At 65.9% G+C, this 26426-nt stretch carries 21 protein-coding genes; 18 read left to right on the top strand and 3 right to left on the bottom strand.

Features of this window, described 5'->3' with window-relative positions; translation table 11 throughout:
- Window positions 1-14: 14 nt before the first annotated feature.
- Window positions 15-2105, top strand: a complete 2091-nt coding sequence (locus CQW31_RS12225) for an EAL domain-containing protein (RefSeq protein ID WP_099814573.1) — start codon at window positions 15-17, stop codon at window positions 2103-2105.
- Between the two features lie 114 nt (window positions 2106-2219).
- On the opposite strand, the gene CQW31_RS12235 is transcribed toward CQW31_RS12225, so the two are convergent.
- Window positions 2220-3044, bottom strand: coding sequence for an aldo/keto reductase (locus CQW31_RS12235; RefSeq protein WP_054887287.1), 825 nt, complete (start codon window positions 3042-3044; stop codon window positions 2220-2222).
- A gap of 225 nt (window positions 3045-3269) precedes the next feature.
- Between CQW31_RS12235 and CQW31_RS12240 the strand changes: the two genes are divergently transcribed.
- A complete protein-coding gene (locus tag CQW31_RS12240) occupies window positions 3270-4148 on the top strand; it encodes a DMT family transporter (protein WP_099814575.1) in 879 nt (292 codons plus the stop codon).
- A 33-nt stretch (window positions 4149-4181) separates the two neighbouring features.
- Here the strand turns inward: CQW31_RS12240 and CQW31_RS12245 are convergent, their stop codons facing one another.
- Window positions 4182-4712, bottom strand: a complete 531-nt coding sequence (locus tag CQW31_RS12245; RefSeq protein ID WP_099814576.1) for a GNAT family N-acetyltransferase — start codon at window positions 4710-4712, stop codon at window positions 4182-4184.
- 124 nt (window positions 4713-4836) lie between these two features.
- Here CQW31_RS12245 and CQW31_RS12250 point away from each other — a divergent pair, with 124 nt between their 5' ends.
- A complete protein-coding gene (locus CQW31_RS12250; protein WP_099814577.1) occupies window positions 4837-5460 on the top strand; it encodes a glutathione S-transferase family protein in 624 nt (207 codons plus the stop codon).
- Between the two features lie 116 nt (window positions 5461-5576).
- Here the strand turns inward: CQW31_RS12250 and CQW31_RS12255 are convergent, their stop codons facing one another.
- On the bottom strand, window positions 5577-7676 hold the full coding sequence (locus tag CQW31_RS12255) for a TonB-dependent receptor domain-containing protein (protein WP_054887283.1): 2100 nt from the start codon (window positions 7674-7676) through the stop codon (window positions 5577-5579).
- 598 nt (window positions 7677-8274) lie between these two features.
- Here CQW31_RS12255 and CQW31_RS12260 point away from each other — a divergent pair.
- From CQW31_RS12260 to CQW31_RS12330, 15 genes are all read left to right on the top strand, one after another.
- A complete protein-coding gene (locus CQW31_RS12260; protein WP_249342071.1) occupies window positions 8275-9858 on the top strand; it encodes an ABC transporter substrate-binding protein in 1584 nt (527 codons plus the stop codon).
- The gene (locus tag CQW31_RS12265; RefSeq protein WP_099814578.1) at window positions 9855-10787 is read left to right on the top strand and encodes an ABC transporter permease; all 933 of its coding nucleotides are present in this window, start codon (window positions 9855-9857) and stop codon (window positions 10785-10787) included. The genes CQW31_RS12260 and CQW31_RS12265 overlap by 4 nt, the downstream gene beginning before the upstream one ends.
- A gap of 21 nt (window positions 10788-10808) precedes the next feature.
- The gene (locus CQW31_RS12270) at window positions 10809-12053 is read left to right on the top strand and encodes an acyl-CoA dehydrogenase family protein (protein ID WP_099814579.1); all 1245 of its coding nucleotides are present in this window, start codon (window positions 10809-10811) and stop codon (window positions 12051-12053) included.
- Between the two features lie 13 nt (window positions 12054-12066).
- The gene (locus CQW31_RS12275) at window positions 12067-13389 is read left to right on the top strand and encodes an LLM class flavin-dependent oxidoreductase (protein ID WP_099814580.1); all 1323 of its coding nucleotides are present in this window, start codon (window positions 12067-12069) and stop codon (window positions 13387-13389) included.
- 142 nt (window positions 13390-13531) lie between these two features.
- Window positions 13532-14587: an NADP(H)-dependent aldo-keto reductase gene (locus CQW31_RS12280; RefSeq protein WP_099814581.1), complete on the top strand. Its 1056-nt coding sequence runs from the start codon at window positions 13532-13534 to the stop codon at window positions 14585-14587.
- Between the two features lie 141 nt (window positions 14588-14728).
- On the top strand, window positions 14729-15577 hold the full coding sequence (locus CQW31_RS12285) for an ABC transporter permease (RefSeq protein ID WP_054887277.1): 849 nt from the start codon (window positions 14729-14731) through the stop codon (window positions 15575-15577).
- Entirely contained in the window at window positions 15574-17223 is a 1650-nt protein-coding gene (locus CQW31_RS12290) for an ABC transporter ATP-binding protein (protein ID WP_099814582.1), read from the top strand. The genes CQW31_RS12285 and CQW31_RS12290 overlap by 4 nt, the downstream gene beginning before the upstream one ends.
- Window positions 17224-17574: 351 nt before the next feature.
- Window positions 17575-17817, top strand: a complete 243-nt coding sequence (locus CQW31_RS12295; protein WP_099814583.1) for a hypothetical protein — start codon at window positions 17575-17577, stop codon at window positions 17815-17817.
- A gap of 94 nt (window positions 17818-17911) precedes the next feature.
- Window positions 17912-18175: a DUF3077 domain-containing protein gene (locus CQW31_RS12300; RefSeq protein WP_099814584.1), complete on the top strand. Its 264-nt coding sequence runs from the start codon at window positions 17912-17914 to the stop codon at window positions 18173-18175.
- A gap of 288 nt (window positions 18176-18463) precedes the next feature.
- Complete coding sequence (locus CQW31_RS12305; RefSeq protein WP_099814585.1) at window positions 18464-20098, top strand: ABC transporter substrate-binding protein; 1635 nt, start codon at window positions 18464-18466, stop codon at window positions 20096-20098.
- The gene (locus CQW31_RS12310) at window positions 20095-21081 is read left to right on the top strand and encodes an ABC transporter permease (RefSeq protein ID WP_099814596.1); all 987 of its coding nucleotides are present in this window, start codon (window positions 20095-20097) and stop codon (window positions 21079-21081) included. Before CQW31_RS12305 ends, CQW31_RS12310 begins: the two co-directional genes overlap by 4 nt.
- A complete protein-coding gene (locus tag CQW31_RS12315; RefSeq protein WP_099814586.1) occupies window positions 21078-21941 on the top strand; it encodes an ABC transporter permease in 864 nt (287 codons plus the stop codon). The genes CQW31_RS12310 and CQW31_RS12315 overlap by 4 nt, the downstream gene beginning before the upstream one ends.
- Window positions 21938-23650: an ABC transporter ATP-binding protein gene (locus CQW31_RS12320; RefSeq protein WP_054887006.1), complete on the top strand. Its 1713-nt coding sequence runs from the start codon at window positions 21938-21940 to the stop codon at window positions 23648-23650. Before CQW31_RS12315 ends, CQW31_RS12320 begins: the two co-directional genes overlap by 4 nt.
- Before the next feature lie 149 nt (window positions 23651-23799).
- A complete protein-coding gene (locus CQW31_RS12325) occupies window positions 23800-25011 on the top strand; it encodes an acyl-CoA dehydrogenase family protein (protein ID WP_099814587.1) in 1212 nt (403 codons plus the stop codon).
- A complete protein-coding gene (locus tag CQW31_RS12330) occupies window positions 25008-26390 on the top strand; it encodes an MFS transporter (RefSeq protein ID WP_054887004.1) in 1383 nt (460 codons plus the stop codon). Before CQW31_RS12325 ends, CQW31_RS12330 begins: the two co-directional genes overlap by 4 nt.
- Window positions 26391-26426 lie beyond the last annotated feature (36 nt).

Here is a 26426-nt window from a genome sequence, read left to right on the forward strand (position 1 = left end):
TTCAGGTAAATTTCATGTCGTTAGTCGCAAGCCCCGACATCATGTACCGGCTGTTGATCCAGAGCGTGGTGGACTATGCCATCTACCTGCTCACCCCCGACGGTATTGTCGCCAACTGGAACCCCGGCGCACAGCGCGCCAAGGGCTACCGCGCCGAGGAGATCGTTGGCCAGCATTACTCGTTGTTCTACAGTGAAGACCAGCGCACGGCCGGCCTGCCTGAGCAGAACCTGGAACAGGCCCGCAGCAGCGGCCGTTTCGAAGAGATCGGTTCGCGCCTGCGCAAGGACGGCACGGCCTTCCACGCCCATGTGGTGATCGAGGCGGTACGTGACGACCACGGCCAGCTGGTCGGTTTCGCCAAGGTCACCCGCGACATTTCCGAGCGCCGCCAGCAGGAGCTGGAGCTGCTGCAAGCCAAGGAACTGGCCGAGCAGTACAGCCAGGAAATGGCCAACCTGTCGCAGTTCCTTGACTCGGTAATTGCCAACATCCCTGCCAGCGTCATCGTCCAGGACCTGGAAAGCCAGCGCATCCTGCTCGCCAACCAACAGGCCGAGCGCCTGTTCGGTGGCGGCGCCAAGCCAATGATCGGCCACACGCCCGCAGAGTGCCTGGCACCGGCCGCCGCGGATTACCTGGAAACCCAGCTCAGCCGTGGGGCGCGCAGCAGCAAGGGCTTTGCCGCCGAAACCCGGGTCGACACCGCCTGTGGCCCGCGCACCCTGCGCAGCCGCGTGCTGCTCAGCCAACAGTGTGAGGGCCAGGCAGATTACGTGCTGTTCGTGGCCGAAGATGCCACCGAAGAGCTGGCCGCCCACGCGCAGATCCACCATATGGCGCACCACGACGCCCTTACCGGGCTGCCCAACCGCACCTTGTTCCATGAGCGCCTCAGGCAGGCCCTGGTGCGCGGTCACGACAACGAGAAGCTCACTGCTGCACTGTGCCTGGACCTGGACAACTTCAAGAACATCAACGACTCCCTCGGCCATGCCTTCGGTGACAAGCTGTTGCGCGCGCTCGGCAAGCGCCTGCGCCGCGAACTGCGCGAGCACGACACCCTGGCCCGCTTGGGCGGTGACGAGTTCGCCGTGGTGCTGACCCATCTGGACAGTCGTGAAGCCGCCTGTAACACGGCCAGGCGCCTGATCGAGGCGATCTGCCCGCCATTCCAGATCGAGGGTCATCAGTTCTCGGTGGGTCTGAGCATCGGCATCGCCATCGCCCCCGACGACAACGACCAGGCCGAGCAGCTGCTCGGCTATGCCGACATGGCGCTGTATGAGGCCAAACGCAACGGCCGTAACCGTTACGAGTGTTTCCACCTGGAACTGGATGTCGCCGCCCGTCAGCGCCGCCTGGTGGAAACCGACCTGCGCACGGCGCTGCACCTGGGGCAGCTGCACCTGCATTACCAGCCGGTGGTGGATCAGCAGACCAACAGCGTGACCGGCTACGAGGCGCTGTTGCGCTGGGAGCACCCGACCCGGGGCATGGTCATGCCGATGGACTTCATCCCCATCGCCGAGGAAACCGGGTTGATCCACGAGCTCGGCACCCGGGCGCTAAACCTGGCGTGCCAGGAGGCGGCCAGCTGGGGAACCGAGCAGACCGTGTCGGTGAACCTGTCGCCGGTACAGTTCAAGAATGCCAACCTGGTCCACAGCGTGGCCCTGGCCCTGGCCGACTCGGGCCTGGCACCGCAGCGCCTGGAGCTGGAGATCACCGAGTCGGTGCTGCTCGGCAACAGCGAAGAAAACGTGCGTACCTTGCGGGCGCTGAAGGACCTGGGCGTGTCGATCTCGCTGGATGACTTTGGTACGGGCTATTCGTCGCTGGGCTACCTGCGTTCGTTCCCGTTCGACCGGATCAAGATCGACAAGTCGTTCGTCCATGACATGTGCGACAGCCGCGAGGCGATGTCGATCATCCGCGCGATTACCGAGCTGTCCAACAGCCTGATGATCAAGACCACGGCCGAAGGGGTGGAGTCGGAGGAGCAGATGCAGCGGCTGCGGGCGGAAGGGTGCTCGCACTTCCAGGGCTATCTGTACGGGCGGCCGGCGCCGGCCAGCGAGCGCTTGAAGCAGGTTTCGGTGTAACTGATCAAGGGCCCATTCGCGGGTAAACCCGCTCCCACAGGTTCTGCACAAGTCTTCAAGCCTGCGGTGAACCCTGTGGGAGCGGGCGTGCCCGCGAAGAGGCCCTGGCAGGACTCAGCTGTTCCAGTCGGGTGCAAACTCCGGGCTGACCACCCGCTGCCCCTTCGGCAACCCGGCAATCAGCGCGCGGTCGGCATCATCCAGCCGCACCTCCAGTGCCGCCAGGTTGGCCAGCTGGTTGTCCCGGCTGCTGGCCTTGGGAATCACCGCCACCCCGTTCTGGTCCAGCAACCACTTCAACGCCACCTGGCTCGGCAGTACGCCATGCTTGCGCGCAATCTCGCGGATCACCGCCTGCTCCGCCGCGCGGCCACGGGCCAGCGGGGTGTAGGCGGTCAGCACCAGGTCATGCTGGCGGGCGTAGTCGAGCAGTGGTTGCTGGTCGAGCAGTACGTGGTATTCGACCTGGATCGCCGACAGTGGCGCGCCCAGTTCCTCGACCACACGGCGCAGCAGGCCGAGCGGGAAGTTGGCCACGCCGATGCTGCGCGCCTTGCCCTCGTCGCGCAATGCCACCAGGGTTTCGATGCTACGGGCCAGGTCCCAGTCCTTGGCGGGCCAGTGGATGTGGAACAGGTCGACCTGCTCGGTGCCCAGCGCCCGCAGGCTGTCTTCCAGCGATTGGCGCATGGCCTTGGGCTCAAGGCGGTCCCACCAGACTTTGGTGGTCAGGTGGATCTGCTCACGCGGCACGCTGCTGTCGCGCAGGGCCTGGCCGACAGCGGCTTCGTTGGCGTAGGCAGTGGCGGTGTCGATGTGCCGGTAACCCAACTCCAGCGCCTGGTGCACGGCGCGGGTGCAGGCGTCGCCGGTCATTGGCCAGGTGCCCAGGCCGATGCAGGGCAGGTCGAGGCCGTTGCGGGTGGTGAGCCGTTGCATGAAAACTCCTTGTTCGAGGTCGAGGGTCCGTCATCGATGGTGCGCGCTTTGCCAGGCACAGACCATGCAGCGGGTGTAGAAAGTGGTCGATAAGCGAACGGAATGGCGAACGTCCCAGGTAAAGCCTGGAATTGAACTTCCTTAAGTTGTCGTATCTCTTCTAGAATCCGTGCTGTCGCACCTTCCCCTGGCGCAGCATGCAGCCACGCCGCCGTCGAGAACGCCATGAGTTCCAGCACACCGCTGTCCGGAGTCAACCAACCCCTGCGCGGCATCGCCCTGGTGGTGGTGGCGACGTTCCTGTTCGCCAGTCACGATGCCTTGTCCAAGTTCCTCGGTGGGCTGTATCCGATCGTCATGGTGGTGTGGGCCCGCTACGTGGTGCACACGCTGCTGATGGCCGGGATCTTCCTGCCCAAGTCGGGCCTGAATGTGCTGCGCACCCGCCGCCCGGTGCTGCAGACCTTGCGGGCGCTGAGCCTGCTGAGTACCAGCCTGCTGTTCACCACCGGCCTGCAATACCTGCCGCTGGCCGAGGCGACCTCGGTCAACTTCCTTGCCCCGGTGCTGGTCACCGCGCTGTCGGCGCCCTTGCTCAAGGAGCGGGTGACGCCTGGGCAGTGGGTGGCGGTGGTGCTGGGCTTCATCGGTGTGCTGGTGGTGGTGCACCCCGGTGGCGCGATGTTCAGCCCGGCGATCCTCTATCCGTTCGGTTCGGCGCTGGGCTTCTGCTTCTATCAGCTGCTCACGCGTATCCTGGCGGCCTACGACAGCCCGACCACCAGCAACTTCTACGCCGGGCTGTGCAATACCCTGGTGATGAGTGCGCTGGTGCCGTTCTTCTGGGAAGTGCCGCGCTGGGACCATGCATTGCTGATGCTGGCGCTGGGCGGTTTCGGCATGAGTGCGCACCTGCTGCTGACCCAGGCCTTCCGCCATGCCGCACCAGCGCTGCTGGCGCCGTTCAGCTACTGCCAGATCGTGTTTGCCGGGTTGCTGGGGCTGCTGATTTATGGGCAGGTGCCCGACAGTGCGAGCTTGCTGGGCATTGCCATCATCTGCCTGAGTGGCCTCGGGGCCGCGTGGATGCAGCGCAAGAAATAGAGGCGAATTATTCCAGCCGATGGAGGTGCCGGCTCATCGGTTCCCCGCAGGCACGCGTCGGTACACAGGCCTCGGCGTGCTTGGGTCAAATTCAGTCAGCTGGCTGGCGGCCCGCACGAACCCGGCGCTTTCGGCCAGGCGCTGGCTGGCATGGTTATCGATATCAGTGGTCAGCCACACCTGGGCATCGACGGCGTCCAGCAGGCAGGTCAGCGCCTCACGCATCAGGCCCTGGCCGCTGCTGGCCTGGCTCGCCCAATAGCCCACTTCGTACTGGTCATCGCCAGGGCGCAGGCCGATGCAGCCGATCACTTCACCGCTGTCTGGAGCGAGGATGAAGTAGCGTTTTTCCTTGGCCGGGTCGAGGAACTCCTCGGCGCTCAGTTGCAGTGTTTCCTGCACTTCCTTCAAGGTCCAGTCGGGCTTGGCCCAGGCCAGGAATGGCTGGTGCAGTGCATAGCTGTCGAGCAGTGCCTGGCGCAGTTGCTGGGCGAATGCCGGCGCGGGGCGGACCACCAGGGTGCGGGGCGTGGACAGGGTACGGGGCAGATCGGGGTAGGGCATTGCAGGCCTTCCTGGCGGGTTGATCGGGAAATGTAAGCATAGTTTTGTGTAATCTGTGCGAGCGTCTTCGCAGTTTTTCGTGAACGCCCAAACCGATCATTCAAAGGAAACTGAAGGTCCGCCCATGTCCGACTACACGCTGCATTGCTTCGCCGAATCCGGCAATGCCTACAAGGCTGCGCTGATGCTCGAACTCACCGGCCAGGACTGGCAACCGGTGTTCGTCGATTTCTTCAACGGCCAGACCCGTGACCCGCAGTGGCGCGACCAGGTCAACGAGCAGGGCGAAGTGCCCGTACTGGAGCACGCCGGGCAACGGCTGACCCAGTCGGCACTGATTCTCGAATACCTCGCCGAACGCACCGGCCAGTTCGGCCCGCGTGACGACAACGAGAAGCGCGAGATCTGGCGCTGGATGCTGTTCGACAACCACAAGTTCACCAGCTACTACGCGGCGCTGCGTTTTCTGCTGTGCCTGAAGAAGACCGGTGAGACCGAGGTGACCGGCTTTCTGCGCGAGCGGGCCACGGCGGCTTACCGGATTGTCGATGCGCACCTGGCGAAGGCGCCGTTCATGGTCGGTGAGCGGCTGACCATCGCCGACCTGTCGCTGGCGGGGTATGTGTTCATGCCGGAGGATACCGGGATCGTGCTGACCGATTTCAGCCACATCGAGGCCTGGAAGCAGCGGATTCAGGCGGTGCCGGGGTGGAAGCATCCCTACGAGCTGATGCCCCGTACGGCGTAATTCTGACCCGGCCTCTTCGCGGGCATGCCCGCTCCCACAGAATCACCACAGCCTTTGATACATGCGCTGTACCTCTGAGAGCGGGCTTGCCCGCGAATGGGCTGCCACAGGAAAACTCAGTACCGAACTTCAACCCCTACATAAGCCCCGATCCCATCCCCCGGCCAGAACGATGCGGTATCCAGCCCGCGCGCGTTGTACACCGGCGTCACTGCCGTCACGTACGCCTTGTTCGCCAGGTTCTTCAGGTCCAGCGACACCTTCCAGTTGCCCTTCGGCGCCTCATACCCCAGGTTCGCCCCCCAGATCGTGTACGACGGCGCATACAGGCTGTTGGCATAGTCCACCGCCGTGCGCGATGCCGATTGCACATTCACACCGGTGTACCAGCCGCTGTGGTCCTGGTATTGCAATTCGCCCTGGTAGATATGCTTGGGCACGCCCGGCAGCTGGTTGTCGCCAAAGGTGTCGTCATGCCGGTAGTAGAAATCGTTGTAGGTGTACGACTGGCGCCAGCGCACCAGGTCGCCCTCGGGGTTGTCCCACAAGCGCGTGTTGAGCCCGGCCTCGACACCCTGGTGGATGGTCGGCGAGGCGTTGAACGCGCCAGTGACCGCCGCCGCCGTAGACGTGGCAGGGATAATCTGCACGTTCAGCAATTCGTCGTGGATCCACGAACGGTACAGCGCCAGGCTGCCGTCGAAGATGCCGTGCGAGCCCTTGATGCCGACTTCGAAGGTATTGGCCTTCTGCTCCACCAGCGGGCGAATGTACGGCAGGGTCGGGCCGGAGCCGGAGTATTCCCATGAGGCGGGCGGGTCGATGCTGCGGCTGAAGTTGGTGAACACCTGCAGTTCGGGGTTGATCTCGTAGCGCAGGCCGATGCGCGGGGCGACGCTCCAGTTGTCGTAGTCGACATGCTGCGGGAAGGTGGTGGTGTTGGGGTTCACCGCGTAGTCGATGTTGACCTTGCGCCGCACGTTGATGAACGACACGCCGCTGGTAAGCCACAGGTTGTCGACCAGGTTGATGTCGTTGCCCAGGGCGATCACCCGGTCGAACGAGTCCTTGTAGTTGACCTGCTTGAGCGACACCTTGTTGCCGTTGGCCGAATCCACCCCACCGCGCAAATGCTGGGTCGAAGTAAAGGCGATATTGCTGCGGCTCTCGTGGCCGAACAGGTAGTCGACGCGGTCATAGCCCAGCAGCAGGCCGAGGTCGTGCCAGTCCCAGTAGCTGGGGTTGCTCGGGCTGCGCGGGCTGTTGGTGTGGCGGTAGTCGTGGTACGACAGGCCGAAGGTCAGCCGCGCATCGTCGTCGAAGGTGTAGGTGGTCTTGCTGCCGACCCAGATGCTGCCCGGGCGGCGCGCACCGGCGCCGCTGCTTTCGGCGGTGGCGCTGGCCCGGCGCGGGTGGTGCAGGGCATTGTCGAGGGTGGTGGCGCTGGGGTCGTTGTGGGTTTCGTCGCGGTAGCGCAGCAGCAGGCGGGTTTCCAGTTTCGGGTTGAAGCGGTAGCCGGCGTTGGCGACGATGCCCGAGCTTTTCGACAGGCTGTAGTCGCGGTAGCCGTCGTTGCGGTAGTTGTCGGCCTGCAGGTAGTAATCCAGGCCGCCTTCGACACCGCCGTAGCTGATGCTCTGCTTCTGGTAGTGGTAGCTGCCGGCTTCGGCACGCACGCGCAGGCCGGGGGCGCTATAGCCGCTGTGGTTGACGAAGTTGACCGCGCCGCCGAGGGTCAGCGCGCCATACTGGAAGGCGTTGGCGCCGCGCAGGATCTCGGTGTAGTTGACGCCGCTGGCATTGAGGAATTCGTAAGGGGTACCGCCAGGGCCAGTCAGTGGCAGGCCATCGAAAAGGAACTTGATGCCTTCGCGGAAGTAGCCGGGCGAGGTGTTGGCGCCGGAGCCACGGATCGAGATCTTCGCCGCGTCGTTGCCGCCGGTGGACTGCACGAATACGCCGGGCTGGTAGGCCAGGGTGTCCTGCAAGGTGGCGGTACGGCCTTTGGCGACTTCTTCGCTGTCGACCACGCTGGTGCCACCGGGCACCTCGGCGAGCGCGCTGGCGGCCTGTTGCACTTCAGTCTGCTTGGCGGCCTGCACGGTCACCGTGCCGAGGGTCGGGTCAGCGGCCAGTACCGTGGCCGGGGCCAGCAGGGTGGCCAGAGCGGCGTGGCGGATGGCCAGGCGCAGTGGGTGGGGGTGAATCGCACGCATCGTCGTATTCCTTGAAAGTCATCGTAGGTCCTCGGCGTTCTATGGGAATAGTCAGGCCTGTCGAAAGCGGTAAGAGCAGATTCTGTGCCAGCTGGCAAAAGGCCCAAAGTTGCGGTTTTGCCAAGTAACTGAGTGGGTGGCGATGAACGAAACAGCAAGTTTTGTTGTGGCCGTGTTGTGTTTGAAACAGTGCGGGTTATATACAAATACCCAAACTGAGCAGTGAGCCCTGTGGGAGCGGGTTCACCCGCGAATGCAATGGCAGGGCCACCGCCGCATTCGCGGGTAAACCCGCTCCCACAGGGTTATGCGCTGCCTGGCTGTCTGTATTTCAACAGTAGATGGGCAGTTTGTTTGGCTGGAGTGTCTGAAGGGTTGCTGGCATCCAGTAAATACGTGGAAATAAGGCTGGCACGACATCTGCAATAGGACTTTATGTAGCCGTCTATATAAAGAGCCTGCTGTGCAGCCAAATACCCGACTATTCAATTCATGCCTGTTGGCCAGTGCGCTGTTAGTTGCCGCCTGTTCACCCGCCACGCCCCCGCAGACCCAGTCGACCCTCAAGGGCGAAGCGGTCAGCGAGGTGAACGGCGTGATGCGCTACCCGGCCAGCGACTTCGTCGAGCAGCAACGCGGCCAGCGCGGCGGGACCTTGCGCGTATCGGCAGCGACCGATGCCGGCAGCTTCGACATCCATGCGCTGTCCCACGGCAACATGCAGTGGATGGGCCGCACCCTGTTCGACTGCCTGGTCTACCAGGCCGAGGATGGCACCCTCACGCCGTGGCTGGCGAAGAGCTGGACGATCAGCGCCGACGGCCTGACCTACACCTTCCACCTGCGCGACGACGTCACCTTCAGCGACGGCGAGCGCTTCGACGCGGAAGCGGTGCGGGTCAACCTCGAACACATGCGCGACCCGAAGACCAAGTCGCCGCTGGCGGCTGCCTACATCGCGCCGTACTTGAACGGCCGGGTGGTCGATGCGTTCACCTTCGAAGCCACCTTGCGCGAACCTTATGCGCCGTTTCTCGATGTGCTGTCGCAAGCCTGGCTGGGGATGATTTCGCCACGGCAGATCATCGAGGCGCCCGCGACCATCGCCAGTCGGCCGATCGGCACCGGGCCGTTCGTATTGACCGGCTGGGTGCGTGACCAGCGCGCCAGCTTCGCCCGCCGCACGGGCTACCACTGGGCGCCACCTGCGATCCATCACCAGGGCGAGGCCTACCTGGACGGCATTGAATTGAGCTACGTGCCCGAAGCGATGATCCGCTACACCTCGCTGGAAGCTGGCGACAGCGACATGGCCCTGGACGCCCCGGCGCAGAATGCTGCAGCGATCCGCGCCAACCCGCAGCTGACCCTGCGCAACCGCATCCGCAAGGGCAACCCGGCGCGCAGCATTACCTTCAATGTCGAGCGCGTACCGTTCGATGACGTGCGGGTGCGCCAGGCCGTGGCCAAGGCCATCGACCGCGACGGCCTGGCGTGGATCTCCGGCTTCGGCGAGTACCAGGCCAAGGGTGACTTTCTGGCGCTGAACACCCCCGGCTATGACCCGGTGGCACGCGATGCCCTGGCCTTCGACCCCGCCGAAGCGGGCCGGCTGCTGGATGCCGCCGGCTGGACCGGGCGTGATGCCGAGGGCTACCGCAGCCGCGACGGCCAGCGCCTCGGGGCGACGCTGCTGACCTACGACAACCCGGCGTTCCCGGCCAATGTCTCGGTGGCGGCCCAGGCCGACCTGCGCAAAGTGGGCTTCGACCTGCGCATCGAGCTGCTGCCGATCAGCAAGGTCATGGAACTGCGCTACCGCGGCAACTTCGATGCCCTCGGCGGCGGCTACTGGCACACCAATACAGCCGACGGCCTGTACATCCTCTACCACAGCCAGTCGATCCCCAGCGCCCGGATGATCGGCCAGAACGTCGGCCACTTCCGCGACGCCAGCCTCGACCAGCTGCTCGGTGACGCCCGGCGCAGCACCCAGCCGGCGCAGCGCCGCGCGCTGTATCGCCAGGCCCAGCAGCGCCTGGGCGAGACCGTGCCGGCCGTGCCCTCGGTGGAAAGCCAGATGCTGCTGGCCTATCGCAACGCAGTCGGCGGCGTGCTGTTCGACGGTTCGCACAACGTTCCCCTGTTCACCAGCGTGTGGCTGGCAAAGGAGCAACCATGACATTGCTGGCCACTTTGCTGCGCCGCCTGCGTGACGGCCTGATCGTGTTGTGGGCGGCGGCCAGCCTGACCTTCTTCGGCATGCAGCACAGCGGTGGTGACACCGCACTGGTGATTCTCGGCGGCCCGGATGCCATGCCGAGCGAAGCGCTGCTGGCCCAGGTGCGTGCCGAATACGGCCTCGATCAGCCGCTGTGGGTGCAATACGGGCATTACCTGTTGCGCCTGGGCAAGGGTGAGCTGGGCGAGTCGTACCGACTGCGCATTCCGGTCGGCCAGGCGATTGCCGAGCAGGCCGGTGCGACCCTGGCCCTGGCCAGCAGCGCGGCAGTACTGGCAGTGCTGCTGGCACTGGCTTCGGCATTGCTTACTGCCAACCGTGGGCGCCGTCTGCGGGCGCTGGTGTCGGGCATCGAACTGGTGCTCTCGTCAGCCCCCAACTTCGTGATCGGTACGGTGCTGCTGCTGGCGTTCGCTTTCTACTTCCATGTGCTGCCGCCGTCCGGTTCAAGCGGCTGGCGCTCACTGGTGCTGCCGAGCCTTGCCCTGGCATTGCCGATTGCGGCGGTGCTGGCCCAGGTGCTGCGCCAATCGCTGGAGCAGGTACTGGAACAACCCTTCATCACCCAGGCCCGCGCCCGCGGCATGGGTGATACCGCCGTGCGCCTGCGCCATGCCTTGCGCCACGCCCTGGTGCCGCTGGTGACCCTGGCCGGCTACGTGTTCGCCAGCCTGCTCGGTGGGGCGGTGGTGCTGGAACTGTTGTTCGGCCGCCAGGGCATTGGCCGGCTGATGCTCGACGCCACCGCCACCAAGGACGTGCCGCTGGTGCTCGGCGTGACCCTGCTGGCAGCGGCGCTCTACGTGCTGGTCAACCTGCTGGTGGACCTGGCGACCCAGGCCATCGACCCGCGCACCGCACGCCCCTGAATTCACGAAAAAGGAACTGCCATGAGTCAAACCTCGATTACCGATGCCGATCTGGATGAGCGTTTTGCGCCGATCTACGCGCGCATTGCCGAAGGCGCAGTGGCCCGCGAGCAGCAACGCACCCTGGCCCATGAACCGGTGGCCTGGCTGCGCGAAGCCGGCCTTGGCGCCCTGCGCGTGCCCCGCAGCCACGGCGGCCTTGGCGCGAGCTTGCCGCAGTTGCTGCGCCAGTTGGTGCGCCTGGGCCAGGCCGATTCCAACCTGCCGCAGATCTTCCGCGCCCACTTCGGCTTTGTCGAAGGGCGACTGTCGTCCAACGACGCCGCTTCCCAGGACTACTGGTTCGCCCGTGTGGTGGCCGGTGAGCTGTGGGGCGCGGCCATGGCCGAGCGCACCGACAGCACCGGCAATACCGTGCAGCTCAGCGAGGACGAGGGCGGTTACTACCTGGACGGTGAGAAGTACTACTGCACCGGCACTCTGTACGCCGACTGGGTCGCGGCGGTGGCCAACCACGGTGACGACTTCGTCAGCCTGGCGGTACCGACCCGTGCGCCGGGGGTGGAGCGGGTCGATGACTGGGATGGTTTCGGCCAGCGCCTGACGGGCAGCGGTACCACGCGTTTCACGCAAGTGAAGGTGCAGCCTGAGCATCTGCTGCGCCGCTTCAGCAAAGGGGAGTTGCGCGCTGAGTCGTACCTCACGGCGTTCTACCAGGCGGTGCACCTGGCCACGCTGGCCGGCATCAGCCGTGCGGTGCTGGCCGATGCCGTGGCCTTCGTCCAGGGCCGCACCCGCGCCTTTGGTGTGCCGGGGCAGTCGCAACCGGCCGCCGACCCGCTGGTGCAGGCGGTGATCGGCCGGTTGTCGAGCCTCGCTTTCGCCGCCGAGGCCCAGGTGGCTGCGGTGGGCCAGAGCCTGCAGGCGGTGTTCGAAGCGGGGCAGCGAGGCGAGGTGCCCGAGCAGCTCTACACCGACGCTGAGATCCACGCGTTCCAGGCCCAGCAGATTGTCCTGCCGCAAGTGCTGCAGGCCAGCACCTTGCTGTTCGAGGTCGGCGGCGCCTCGGCCACCAGCATTACCCGGCGCCTCGACCGCCACTGGCGCAACGCTCGGACCCTGGCCTCGCACAACCCGGCGATCTACCGCGAGCAGGCGCTGGGCGACTACTACCTCAACGGCATCAGCCCGGCCCAGGCCTGGCGCGCCCGCCACGCCGCCGCCAGTGAAGGGCAGGGCAGCGGCGACGAAGCCAGCGCAGTCTGATCAGGAGAACCGCATGAGCAGCAAACAGATGAGCCTGGGCATGAACATCCTCGGCTTCGGCTCGCATTCCGGCGCCTGGCGCCAGGGCGAGGCGGCACTCGACGCCTATATCGACGTCAACTACTACCGCGACATCGCACGCATTTCCGAGCACGGCTGCCTGGACGCGATCTTCCTCGCCGACGGCCCGGCACTGCCGCCGGACGTGTCCGCGCAACCCGGCGGCCGCCTGGAGCCGACTGTGCTGCTCACCGCCGTGGCCGCCGCCACCGAGCGCATCGGCGTGATCGCCACCTGCTCCAGCACCTACAACGAACCGTTCAACCTGGCCCGGCGCATCGCCTCGCTGGACCATATCAGCGGCGGCCGCGCGGCCTGGAACGTAGTCACCAATGCCGGTGATGCCGCAGCGCAGAACTTCGGCCTGGCTGGCGCGCCGCTGCATGTCGACCGCTACGGGCGAGCCGAAGAGTTCGTCGAGGTGACCCTGAAGCTGTGGGACAGCTGGGAAGACGACGCGATCATCGGCGACCGCGCCGGCGGCCGCTTCGCCGACCCGCGCAAGGTCCACACCCTGGACTTCCAGGGCAAGCACTTTCAGGTCAAGGGCCCGCTGAACCTGCCGCGCTCGCCCCAGGGCCGGCCGGTGCTGGTGCAGGCCGGTTCCTCCGAAGGCGGCAAGGCGCTGGGTTCACGTTATGCCGACGCGATCTTCACCACCCAGACTACCCTGGCCGACGGCGTGGCGTTCTACCAGGAGATGAAAGCCCGCGCCAAGGCCTGGGGGCGTGACCCGCAGCACCTGAAGATCATGCCCGGCCTGTCGACGGTGATCGGCAGTACCGAGGCCGAGGCCCATGCCCGCTTCGACCAGCTCAACGCCTGGCACGGCGAACACGGCCTGCTGCAGCAGGTGGCGGGGCGCATCGGCATCGATGCCAGCGAGCTGGACCCGGATGCGCCGTTGCCTTGGGATCGGATTGGCGCGGTGGCGGATTTCGAGCGTGGTTCCCACGGGTTTCTGCAAGCCCAGCTGAACCTGGCGCGCAGCGAGAACCTGACCATTCGCCAGCTGTCGCGGCGGATCCTGGTGGGGCATCGGTTGGCTGTAGGTACCCCGGAGCAGGTCGCCGATACCTTGGCCGAGTGGTTCCTGGCCGGGGCAGGGGATGGCTTCAACATCATGCCCGACATGTTCCCGTCGGGCGCGCGGGTGTTCGTCGAGGAAGTGGTGCCGCTGCTGCAGAAGCGCGGCTTGTTCCGGACCGAGTACACCGGCACCACCTTGCGCGAGCACCTCGGCTTACCCAAGGCGCATAACCAGTTCGCAGCCTAGGGGGCGCTCTGCGCCCCTTTCGCGACACAAGGCCGCTCCTACAGGAAACCGCGATCCCTTGTAGGAGCGGCCTTGCGTCGCGAAAGGGCTGCAAAGCAGCCCCAGGATCTTGAACCCAACACACATTCATCAGGAAAAACCAATGCGCTACCGCTCCCTCGGCCACACCGACCTCCAGGTCAGCCTGCTCAGCCTGGGCACCATGACCTGGGGCCACCAGAACACCGAACAGGACGCCCACCAGCAACTGGACGCCGCCATCGCCGCCGGCATCAACTTCATCGACACCGCCGAGATGTACCCCACGCCCACCCGCGCCGAAACCTGGACCACCACCGAGCGCTACCTCGGCAACTGGATCAAAGCCCGTGGCAACCGCGACAGGCTCATCCTGGCCAGCAAGATCGCCGGCCCGGCCCGCGACCCCGGTGGCCAGGCACACATCCGCGATGGCCTGTCGCACCACGACCGCAAGAACATCGTCGCCGCTCTGGAAGGGAGCCTGCGCCGGCTGAACACCGACTACCTGGACCTGTACCAGCTGCATTGGCCCGATCGCACCAGCAACTTCTTCGGCGTCCGCGAATATCCCTATGCCGATGACCACCCGGACACCATTGCCATCGAAGAAACCCTTGCAGTGCTCGATGAACAGGTCAAGGCCGGCAAGATCCGCCATATCGGCGTGTCCAACGAAACGCCGTGGGGTGTTGCGCAGTTTCTGCGGCACAGCGAGCACAAGGGCCTGGCGCGTATCGCCAGCATCCAGAACCCGTACAGCCTGCTCAACCGCTTGTATGAAAACGGCCTGTCGGAGTTCAGCCATCGCGAAGGGATCAGCCTGCTGGCCTATTCGCCGCTGGCGTTCGGGGCGTTGACCGGCAAGTACCTGAACGGCGCCAGGCCTGAGGGTTCGCGGTTGTCGTCGGTGTATCGCACGTTCAATCGCTATGGCAGCGAGGAAGCCAACAGCGCCATCGCTAGCTATGTGCAGATTGCCCAGGCGCATGGGCTGACGCCAGCGCAACTGGCCCTGGCCTTCGTGATTCGCCAGCCATTCGTGGCCAGTGCGATTACCGGGCAGACCACCCTGTTGCAGTTGGAGGAAAACCTGAGTGCGCTGGATGTGCACCTGAGCGACGAATTGCTGGCCGCAATCCAGGCCGTGCACCGCCGCACTCCCAACCCGGCACCGTAGCCCACATGGCAAGGGCTGCGCCCTTGTTCGCGGCTAAAGCCGCTCCCACAGGATCACCACCCTGCTGGAACCAGTGGATATCCCTGTGGGAGCGGCTTTAGCCTCGAAGAGGCCGGCACAGGCGACACAAGAAGGACAGACATGAACACGATCGCATTGACACCCACCACCGTGCCCCACAACTGGCAGGTTCGCCCAGGCATTACCCTGGCCTGGGTCATCCTTGCCCTGCTCCTGCTGGCTGTAGCCTTCCCCAGCTGGCTCTCCCCAACCGACCCCCTGGCCGCCGACGCCCGCCTGGCCTACCTCCCACCCAACAGCACCTTCTGGCTCGGCACCGACGAAAACGGCCGCGACGTGCTCAGCCGCCTGATCCACGGCGCCCGCCCATCGCTCTACATCGGCCTGGCCGCCACCCTGGTCGGTCTAGGCCTTGGCACTTCGCTCGGCCTGCTCGCAGGCCTGGCTCCCGCCTGGCTGGACAACCTGCTGATGCGCGCCGTCGATGTCCTGCTGGCGTTCCCCGACCTGCTGCTGGCGCTGGTCATCATCACCCTGTTCGGCCAGGGCACCAGCAACCTGATCCTCGCCGTCGGCATCGCTTCGGTGCCGCGCTACGCCCGTTTGGTCCGTGCCCAGACCCTGACCATCCGCCACGCCGGCTTCGTCGAAGCCGCCGTCACGCTGGGCCGCAGTCGCTCGGCGGTGGTGCTGGCCCATGTGCTGCCCAACGCCGTGCAACCGGTACTGATCCTGGCCTGCATCGGCCTGGGCGGCGCCATCACCGCCGCCGCCGCGCTGAGCTTCCTGGGCTTCGGCGCCCCACCGCCTGCGCCCGAGTGGGGCGCGATGATGGCCGTGGCGCGCAACTTCATGGCCAACGCACCCTGGCTGATGGCCTGGCCGGCGCTGGCGATCACCCTGACTGTCATTTCCATCACCGTCATCGGCCGCGACTGGTTGCGCCGTAGCGAGGGCAGAAACCCATGAGCATCTTCGAACAGCACCCGGCACCCTTGGTGGACATCCGCGACCTGCGCGTGAGCTTCAACGGCGTGCCGGTGGTGCACGGCGTCGACCTGCAACTGCACGCCTACCAGTGCCTGGCACTGGTAGGCGAATCCGGCTCGGGCAAAAGTGTGACGGCCCGTACCCTGGTCGGCCTGACCGGGGCCGGTGCCCAGGTGCAGGCAAAGCGCCTGGCGTTTGCCGGGCAGGACCTGCGCCGGCTTGGCGAAACGGACTGGCAGCGTTTGTGCGGTGGGCGCATCGGCTTCGTCATGCAGGATGCGCTGGGTTCGCTCGACCCGCTGCGCAGGGTCGGCGCCGAGATCGAAGAGCCGCTGCTGTTGCACACTGGCCTGACCGCTGAACAGCGTCGCTTGCGTGTGCTCGAACTGCTGCGCCAGGTCGGCGTGCCCGAGCCCGAAGTCCGCGCTCGGCAATATCCATGGCAGCTGTCCGGTGGCCTGCGACAACGGGCACTGATCGCCTCGGCCATCGCCTGCCAGCCGCGCCTGCTGATCGCCGACGAGCCCACCACCGCGCTGGATGCAACAGTGCAGGCGCAGATCCTCGACCTGCTGGAACACCTGCGCGCCCGCGACAACAGCCTGCTGATGGTCAGCCATGACCTGGCCGTGGTTGCACGCCTGGCCGACCGGGTAGCAGTGATGCGCCATGGCGTGGTGGTCGAGCAGGGCACGGTCGAACAAATCCTGCAGGACCCGCAGGACCCTTACACCCAACGCCTGCTGAGCGCAGCCCGAGCAGTGCATTTTCAGCGTCCGTCGGTCCCGGCGCTTTCGCTGGTGGAGGCCCCCGTGGACGAGCAACCGGTAGTGCTGGAGGCGCGTGGCCTGCACAAGGCTTTCGTCGGGCCGGATGGCCAGATGCGTCAGGTGCTGAACGATGTGTCGCTGCAAGTGCGTGCCGGTCAGACGCTCGGCGTGGTCGGTGAATCCGGCTCTGGCAAGAGCACACTGGGGCGGATCCTGCTGGGGCTGGAGCGGCCGGAGCAGGGCAGCGTGCACTTGGCCGGGCAGGACTGGCTGGCTTTGTCCGCCGCACAGCAACGCCAGGCACGACAGGGCATCCAGGTAGTGTTCCAGGACCCGCTGGCCTCGTTCGACCCACGCTACACCGTGTTGCGGGTGCTGGCCGAAGCGCTGGCCCAGGCGGGCGTGCCGCGTGGGTTGCGGCGTACCGAGGCGGCCGCGTTGCTGGCGCGGGTGCAGTTGCCTGCGGGGCTGCTCGACCGTCGTCCGCTGGAGTTGTCGGGCGGGCAGCGGCAACGCGTCGCGATTGCCCGGGCGCTGGCGATGAAACCCAAGGTCTTGGTGCTGGATGAGCCGGTGTCGGCGCTGGATGTGTCGGTGCAGGCGCGGATTCTGGCGTTGCTGGCGGAGCTCAAGGCGGAGTTGGGCCTGGCTTGTCTGTTCATCTCCCATGACCTTGGGGTGGTGGAGCAGGTCAGTGACCAGGTGCTGGTGATGCAAGGGGGGAGGGTGGTGGAGCAAGGGGCGGTGGCGCAGGTGCTTGGGCAGCCACGTCATGCTTACACCCGGGCTTTGCTCGATGCAGTGCCGCATTTGCCGGCAGCGCGGCCTCGCTGGTTTGAGCGGATTGCGGTGTAAACCTGTGCCAGTTCTTTCGTGGGCTAGCCCGCGAAAGCGCCAATGCAGGCTGTAAAAAATCAGATTTAACCCCTTTCTTGTAGTCCATTTCCCAAAGATACTCTTCCCGCCTATTTTTCGTTGCGGCCGCTTGTGCTGGGTTTTAGTCTCGGCAGGTCGCTGCATCTTCAGCGATCGGCTTTGACAGGCCGCGACGAGATACTGGGTATGGCTTAGCCTTTATGGCGGCTGTGCACGGGGCACGTTCGCGTGCGCCGGTTCTGGTATCCGCCGGTCTGTCAACCTGTGCACAGCTGCCACCTACCTGTTTGACAGCAGGTCAGTGGCGGCCCAAACAATGGATACCAAAAGATGCTGAAGATAGTCCCCGATCCACCCCACGATATTCATTCCCTTGAAGACACCCTGATCCAGGTAACCGACTACGCGTTGTGCGCGACGACCGTGGTGCATCAGGCGTTGCTGCTGCAGCCCAAGTCACCGGCGTCGATCCTGATGATGGCCTCGATGCATGAGCTGGAGGCGCTGCGGGCTTTGCTCGAATCGGCGTTGATCCAGTTGCAGATGCCCACTGGGCCTCGGACTTTGCATTGAGGCTTAGTTGATGTGCTGGCTGGTCTGGCCTCTTCGCGGGTAAACCCGCGAAAGGGCCCGACCAGGCAATAGAGATTTTCAGGGAGATTCAACAATGACCACAGACGACACCCAATGCACCGTCGGCAAGACCACCTTCTTCCAAGGTGAAAACCAGACCCACCCACTGTTCCGCATCGAGCCTGGCATTCCTTGCCGGGATGCACGCGAGCAGGCCTCCGAACTGATGGGTTATGTGCGGGAACTGACCATCCTCGGGTTGATGGACGAGAAACCGATGATGATCTGGGCCTCCCATTACCTGAGCGCGATGGCCAAGGCGCTGATGGATGATGCCGAACTCGGCATGAGGCATTGAACAGCCCGGCCTGATAACGCATCACGGCCACCATGTGTTCGCCGATAGATGTGCAGCGCCTATCAGACCGAGCGCCGCCCGCGCGGCGCTCGGTCTGATAGGCGCCAAAAATCTCAAGACAGGCGCCTATCCGCCCCAACCCATTACTGTCGCCACACCAACACCCCTCAAACACTTTGCCCCTACTCCAGCACCCAACTTCCACCAAACCCTAACAAAATCAAACGCTTGAATCCGGCACAACTCCTGCAACAGGCCTCCCAAAGCCCAGTTCCCGCAGGAGCGCCCTTGAACACATCCATCCTCCCCTTTATCCCGCTCTGCACCGCACTGGCCTTGCTCGGCTGCGAAAAAACCGAGCAGCACACCGCGCAAAGCGCCACCCCGCAACCAGGCGGCACCCTGGTCTACGCCACCGACCGCGAACCCACCTGCCTCGACCCGCATGTAGCTGGCGACATGCCCCAGGTGTTCGTCGCCCAGCAGTACCTCGACTCGCTGGTGTCGATGGACAGCCAAGGCCAGATCGGCCCTTGGCTGGCGACAAGCTGGGACGTCTCCCCGGACGGCCTGCGCTACACCTTCCACCTGCGCCGCGACGTGCATTTCACCGACGGCACCCCCTTCAATGCCGAAGCGGTCAAGGCCAACCTCGACCACATGGCCAACCCCAAGACCCAGTCCAGCACCGCCGGTGGCTATATCCGCCAGTACCGCGGCACCAAGGTGATCGACCCTTACACCGCCGAGGTCACCTTGGCGACGCCGTACGCGGCCTTCCTCGAAGTGCTGGCGCAGGGCTTTCTCGGCATCCAGTCGCCCACCGCGCTGCTGCGCAGCCGCGACCAGAACTGCGAAAGCCCGGTGGGCAGCGGGCCGTTCAAGGTGGCGCGCTGGGACCGGCAGAACCAGGTGGAGCTGGTGCGCAACCCGGACTACAACTGGGCACCGCCGACCGCGCAGCACCAAGGCCCGGCCTACCTCGAACGCATCGTCTGGAAGTTCATCCAGGAACCGTCGGTGCGCTTCGCCTCCTTGCAGGCCGGTGAGGTCGACGTGATCGAAGCGCTGCCGCCGGAGTCCCACGAAGCCGCGCGGCGCAACCCCGATGTGGACCTGATCATCGCCCAGCGCCCGGGCAACCCCACCAACGGCACGTTCAATCTGCGCCGCGCCCCCTTCGACGACATCCGCGTGCGCGAAGCCTTCGTGCGCAGCGCCGATGTCGAAGGCGCGCTCAAGAGCGTGTACTTCGGCGAGTTCCCCCGCGCCGGTGGCCCGCTAAGCATCGCCACGCCGTTCTACAGCGGCGACTTCGAACACAGCCAGGACTACGACCCGGCCCGCGCCGCCAAACTGCTCGACGAAGCCGGCTGGACAGCTCGCGACAGCGAGGGTTACCGCACGAAGAACGGCCAGCGCCTGCGCGCCGTGGTGCTGATCGGCGCCCGTACGCCACCTTCGGAACTGACCTTGTGGGAACAGGTGCAGGCTACCACCCGTCAAGCCGGCCTGGAGTTGGTGCTCGATCAGATGAGCGACGCCCAGGTCACCGCCCGCCAGGCCGCCTGGGACTACGACATCCGCACGGGCTACTGGAATACCAACACCCCGGACGTGCTGCGCATCATCTTCACCACTGCGTTCGTGCAGCCGGCCGGAGTCGGTGGCTATCACCAGAACTCCTCGGGTTACGCCGACCCAGGCTACGACGCGCTGCTCGACAGCGCCCTGGCCACCCAAGACGCCGGCCAGCGCCGCCAGCGTTACTTCAAGGCGCAGCAGCAGGCGGCCGCGCAGTACCTGCAACTCACCACCTACCCGCAAAGCACACGCCTGGGCATCTACAAGACCGCCCACGGCGTGCGCCTGGAGCCTTCACTGGCGGTGACCTACCTCTATGACGCATGGGTGAACAAATGACTACGACGACTCTGGCGGTGACCGACCCGCGCCGCGAGCGCCTGGCCGCCCTGGGCCGGCGCGCCGCCATCCGCCTGGGCGGTGGTGTGCTGGTGTTGTGGGCGGTAGCGACGCTGACCTTCTTCGCCCTGCGCCTGATGCCGGGCGACCCGGTGCTGGCGATTCTCGGTGGCCCCAGCGCCAACCCGACGCCAGAGGCGATCGAAGCCGCCCGCGTGGAGTTCGGTCTCGACCAGCCACTGGCCGTGCAGTACCTCTTTTACCTCGGGCGCCTGCTGCAAGGTGACCTCGGCGTGTCGTACTCGCAGCACCTGCCGGTGACCCGCGTGCTGGCCGAGCAGGGTGGAGCGACACTGGAACTGACCATCGCCGCGTTGGCGCTGGCCTGGCTGCTGGTCCTGCTGCTGACGGTGGTCACTGCCGGGCGGGGCAGGCTGGTGGGCGGCATCGCCTCGCTGGCCGAAACCCTCAGCGCCGCCTTGCCGCATTTCTGGCTCGGCGTGGTGCTGCTGGCGGTGTTCGCCTTCGGCTTGCGCTGGTTCCCGCCCGCAGGCAGCGACAGCTTCGCCAGCCTGGTGCTGCCGGCGTTCTCGCTGGCGATTCCGTTGGCCGGGTTCATTGCCCAGGTTACCCGCGAATCCCTTGAGCTGACCCTCGAACAACCTTTCGTGCTCACTGCCCGCACACGGGGCCTTAGCGACCTGGCCGTGCGTTTCCGCCACGCCTTGCGCCATGCCTTGCTGCCGGGCGTTTCGCTGTCGGGCTGGGCCATCGGTGCGCTGATCAGCGGCGCGGTAGTGTGCGAGGTGATCTTCTCGCGCAAGGGCATCGGCCGTCAGCTGTACCAGGCGGTGCAGGCCCAGGACATGCCCCTGGTGATCGGCGTCAGCCTGGTGGTGGCGGCGGGCTATGTACTGGCGAACATTCTGGTCGACCTGCTGTACCAGTGGATCGACCCACGGCAACAGGAGGCCGCAGCATGACAGACCTGACCCTTGACCAAGCGCTTGCGCCGTTGCGTCGGCAACGCCAGCTGCAGCTGCCACCTCTGGGTGCCAGCCTGGCGATCCTGTTCCTCTTCGCCCTGGTGTTGGCTGCGTTGGTGCCGGGATTGTTCACCGGCGTCGACCCGCTCGCCATCGTCCCGCGTGACGCTTTCCACCCGCCAAGCTGGGCGCACTGGCTGGGCACCGACCAATCGGGCCGCGACATCTTTGCGCGGGTTATCCACGGTGCGCGGCAGAGCCTGCTGATCGGCGTGGCGGCCACGGCCATCTCCATGGCCATCGCCATTGCCCTCGGTCTGCTCGGGGGGCTTGGCGGCGCCCGGGTGGACCGTGCGGTGGGCTGGATGCTGGAAGTGCTGTTCGCCTTCCCTAGCCTGGTGCTTGCGCTGCTGTTCGTGGCGGTGTTCGGCAGCGGCGTCGGCCCGCTGATCGTCGCCACCGGTCTGGGCGGTGCGCCGGGCTATGCGCGCATGGTCCGTGGCCAGGTGCTGGCGGTGCGCAATGCCGGTTACATCGAGGCGGCGCGGGCGTTGGGCCATCCGACCTCACGCATTGTGCTGCGCCAGCTGTTGCCCAACGCGATGCGGCCACTGGTGGTGACGCTGACTATGGGCGTCGGCCAGGCCATCGTCTGGGCCTCGGCGCTGAGCTTCCTGGGCTTGGGCGCCCGGCCGCCAGCGCCGGAGTGGGGCACCATGTTGTCCATGGGCCGCGACTTCATCGCCAACGCCTGGTGGCTGACCTTCTTCCCCGGCCTGTTCATCGTCCTCACCACCTTGGCCACGACGGTGACTGGCCGCTATATCCAACAACGTCTGGAGGGCCGCCTGCCATGAGCGACAAGAGCTTGATCGTCGAAGGCCTGAACGTGGCTTTCGAGGGCCGCAGTGTGGTGCGCGGCCTGTCCTTTACCTTGGCGCCGGGCCGCTGCGTGGCGCTGGTGGGCGAGTCGGGTTCAGGCAAGAGCGTCAGTGCCCGCAGCCTGGTTGGCCTGGCCGGCACCAAGGCTCAGGTGAGCGCTCGTCAGTTGAGCTTTGGCGGGCATGATCTGCTCGGCCTGAGCGAACGTCAGTGGCGTGCGGTACGCGGCAAGGACATCGGCTTCGTGCTGCAGGATGCGTTGGTGTCACTCGACCCCCTGCGGCCGGTGGGCAAGGAAATTCTCGAAGTGCTGCAGACCCATGGGTACGGCGACCGCCAGTCGCGTACAGCACGGGTGCATGAGCTGCTTGAGCAGGTCGGGGTGCCCGACGTCGAGTTGCGCGCCCGTCAGCGCCCCGGGCAGTTGTCCGGTGGCCTGCGCCAGCGTGCGCTGATTGCCAGTGCCCTGGCCCTGGACCCTGCGCTGGTGATCGCCGATGAGCCGACCACCGCGTTGGACGCCACGGTGCAGGCGCAGATTCTCGAGGTATTCCAGCAGATCAAGGCGCGCGGCGCCTCGCTGTTGATCATCAGCCATGACCTGGCGGTGGTCGCGCAACTGGCCGACGAGGTGGTGGTGCTGCGCCATGGCGAGGTGGTGGAGCAGGGGCCGATGCAGCAGGTGTTGCGTCAGCCTCGGCATCCGTACACCCAGGCCTTGCTGGCGGCGGTGCCGGCCGAGCATCCGCGTGGTAGCCGGCTGTCGCCGGAGCGCGCGGGTGTGCGCCGCGAGCCACGGCCACGTGCGCACCGCGACGTGCTGCTCGAAGGCCGTGGCCTGGGCAAGCACTACCTCGGCCCGGACGGCCTGTTGCGCCAAGTGGTGCAGGGCGTCGACTTAACCCTGCGCGCCGGGCGCACCTTGGGCATTGTTGGCGAATCCGGTTCGGGCAAGACCACCGTGGCACGCATCGCCCTTGGTCTGTTGCAACCCGACCAGGGCGAGGTGCTGTATCGCGGCCAGCCGTGGAACCGCCCGGCCAATGCCGTGAGCGAAGCCGTGCGCCGGCCATTGCGCCGCGACATCAGCGTGATCTACCAGGACCCGCTGGGTTCTTTCGATCCGCGCTGGAACGTGGCGCAGATTCTCGACGATGCCTTGCAGGTGGCCGGTATCGAAGCGGCGGCCCGCCCGGCGCGCATTGCCGTGCTGCTCGACCAGGTGCGCCTGCCGGCAGAGCTTGCCCAGCGCCGGCCTTTGCAGCTGTCCGGCGGCCAGCGCCAACGGGTGGCGATCGCCCGGGCAATCGCCAGTGAGCCGAAAGTGATCATCTGCGACGAACCGGTGTCGGCGCTGGATGTGTCGGTGCAGGCACAGGTGCTCGACCTGCTGGCCGACCTGCAGGATGAACTGGGCCTGGCCTACCTGTTCATCTCCCATGACCTGGGGGTGATCCGCCATGTCAGCGACGACGTGCTGGTGATGCGCCATGGCCAGGTGGTGGAGCAGGCGCCGGTCGAAGTGTTGTTCGAGCGCCCGGCCCACGCATACACCCAACGGTTGCTCGGCGCAGTACCGCGCCTGCCTGGCAGCGGCGCCGATCTGGTGGTGCCGCCGCTGGACCTCGAACACGAGGCCTTTGACCTGTTCGACGAAACCCGCCTCTGGAAAATCGCGATCTGATCTGCGAGTTCCTGCCAGAACACTTGACCCCTGTGGGAGCGGGCTTGCCCGCGAACACCGGCGAAGCCGGTGCCATGCACCGCGTCGAATGCTTCGCGGGCAAGCCCGCTGCCACAGGGACATGAATGTTGTTAGAGAAGGACTGAACCGTGAGCACTTTCCAACGTTTTCCAACCCTGGCGCCGACGACCGATGTGGCGCAGCTCAAAGCCCGCATCATTGCCTTGTTGCCCACCATTGGCACGGGCGCCGCACAACGCGAGCGCGAACGCCAGTTGCCCCACGAAGCCATCGCCCAGCTCGCAGCCGCCGGGCTCTACACCGTGCGTATCCCGACCCGATACGGCGGCCCCGGTGGCAGTGTCAGCGATGTCATCGAACTGCTGCTACACATCGCCTCGGTCGACTCCAACGTCGCCCAGGCCCTGCGGCCGGGCTTTGCCTTCGTCGAAGGCCTGCTGGCCGCCCGGGGCGAGGGTGCCGAGCAGGAGCGCGAGCGCTGGTTTGCCCGATACCTGCAAGGCGCCGTGATCGGCAATGCCGGCTGGGAACTGGGCGGCGCCAATGGCTCCATTGCTGCACGCCTGGTCCGCGAGGGCGATCACTGGCGCGCCAACGGCAGCAAGTTCTACAGCACCGGCGCATTGTTCGCCGACTATGTCAGTGCGGTGGCGCTGGATGAGGACGAACAACCGGTGTCGTTCATCCTGCCGCGTGACCGCGAGGGCCTGGAGCTGGTCGATGATTTCGATGCCATGGGCCAGCGCCTGACCGCCAGCGGTACCACGCATTTGCGCAATGTGCGGGTCGAGGCCAGCGAGATTCGCACGCGCACCGTCGAGGAGGGCAAGCGCACCGTCGTCACGCCATTTCTGCAGTTGTTTCTCGGCACCGTGCTGGCCGGCATCGCCCGCAACGCGCTGGATGACGCCACACGCTTCGCCCGCGAGCATGCCCGGCCAATCAAGCACAGCACGGCCAACCGTTCGGTGGATGACCCCTACGTAGAATTGTCGGTCGGCGACATTGCCGCCCGCGCCTATGGCGCCGAGGCGCTGGTACTCAAGGCCGCAGGGACGATCGACAGGGCCTGGGCCGCGCAGCTGGACGAAGCGGCCGTGGAGCAGGCCGCCATCGAGGTGGCGCAAACCCAGTACCTGGTCGCCGAGCTGGCGCTCAAGGCGGCGGAAACCCTGTTCGATGTCGGGGGGGCCTCGACCACCGGCCGCCAGCACAACCTTGACCGCCACTGGCGCAACGCACGCACCGTGGCCAACCACAACCCGCGCCAGTGGAAGGCGGCGGTGGTCGGTGCCTGGCAGCTCAAAGGTACCCGACCACCTGTGTCGGGGCTGTTTTGACCGCCCAGCCGGCCTTGCTGGCCGGCCATCTGCAAAGCCCCAAGGTGCCGGTGATCATCGGCGCAGCGCTGTTCATGGAGCTGCTCGACAGCACGGCGGTGATGACAGCCTTGCCGCAGATGGCCGCCGACTTCGGTGAACCCGGGCTACGCATGAACCTGGTGGTTTCGCTGTACATGCTCGCCCTGGCCCTGTGCGTGCCGGTCAGCGGCTGGGCTGCCGAACGCTTTCGCCCACGCCAGGTGATGTTGCTGGCGATGGGCTTGTTCACCGCCGCCTCGCTGGCCTGCGCCCTGGCCGAGACGCTCTGGCAGCTGTGCCTGGGGCGCATGCTGCAGGGGGCGGCGGGGGCGTTGATGACGCCGGTGGGGCAGGTGATCATCCTGCGCTGGTCTAGCCGCGAACAGTTGCTGCAGGCCATGTCCTGGCTGGCCTTGCCGGCCTTGGTGGGGCCCTTGATCGGGCCACTGCTCGGCGGGTTGCTGGTGACGGTGCTGTCGTGGCACTGGATCTTCCTGGTCAACCTGCCGATCTGCCTGGTCGGCTGCTGGCTGGTCCTGCGCCACGTGCCGGACTACCCGGCACGGCCGGTGCCAGCGCTGGACGGGCGCGGCCTGCTGCTCAGTGGTGGCGCCTTGGCCATGCTGGTGTTCGGCCTGGAGTCGCTAGGGCTGGGGCAATTGCCATGGGCCTGGGCACTGGTGCTGGTTGGGGGTGGCGTCGCCTGTGCCTTGGGTTATCTGCTGCACGCCCGGCGGCACCCCAATCCTCTGGTCGATCTGTCGCTGTTGCGCCTGCGCAGTTTTGGCGTTGCCCAGGCCGGTGGCGGGCTGTTTCGCCTCGGCTCGGCGGCGCAGCCATTCCTGATCGTGCTGTTGTTGCAGAACTGCCTGGGCATGAGCCCGCTTGCCGCCGGATGGCTGGTGGTCAGCGGTGGGGTGGGGGCGCTGTTGATGAAGCTGCTGGCTGTGCCGTTGGTGCGGCGCTACGGCTATCGACAGGTACTCAGTTGCAACGCCGTGCTCAGCGCTGCGGGAATTGCCCTGTGTGCCAGCTTCGATCGCGACACCGCGGTGTGGTTGATGGCGGTGGTGTTGTTCGCGGCGGGACTGGTGCGCTCACTGCAATTCTCGACCTTGGGGGCTGCCAGCTATCAGGATGTACCAGGTGAGCGCTCGGCGGCGGCCAGTTCGTTGTCGGCCATGTCGGTGCAGTTGACCATGGCGATGTCAGTGAGCCTGGCCGGGGTGATGCTGGGGCTGTTGGCCGGGCTGGACGGGCGCAGTGAAACGTCGGTGGCCGACATTGCCAAGGTGATGCTGCTTTGCGCCGGGGTGTGCGGGGCGTCCGGGTTAGTGTTCCGGCGATTGGCGGGCTGATGGTTGTGGTGTCTGCTCCGGCCTCTTCGCGGGCAC

This window comes from Pseudomonas sp. 382 (assembly GCF_002759075.1).
Classification (GTDB): Bacteria; Pseudomonadota; Gammaproteobacteria; order Pseudomonadales; family Pseudomonadaceae; genus Aquipseudomonas; species Aquipseudomonas vlassakiae.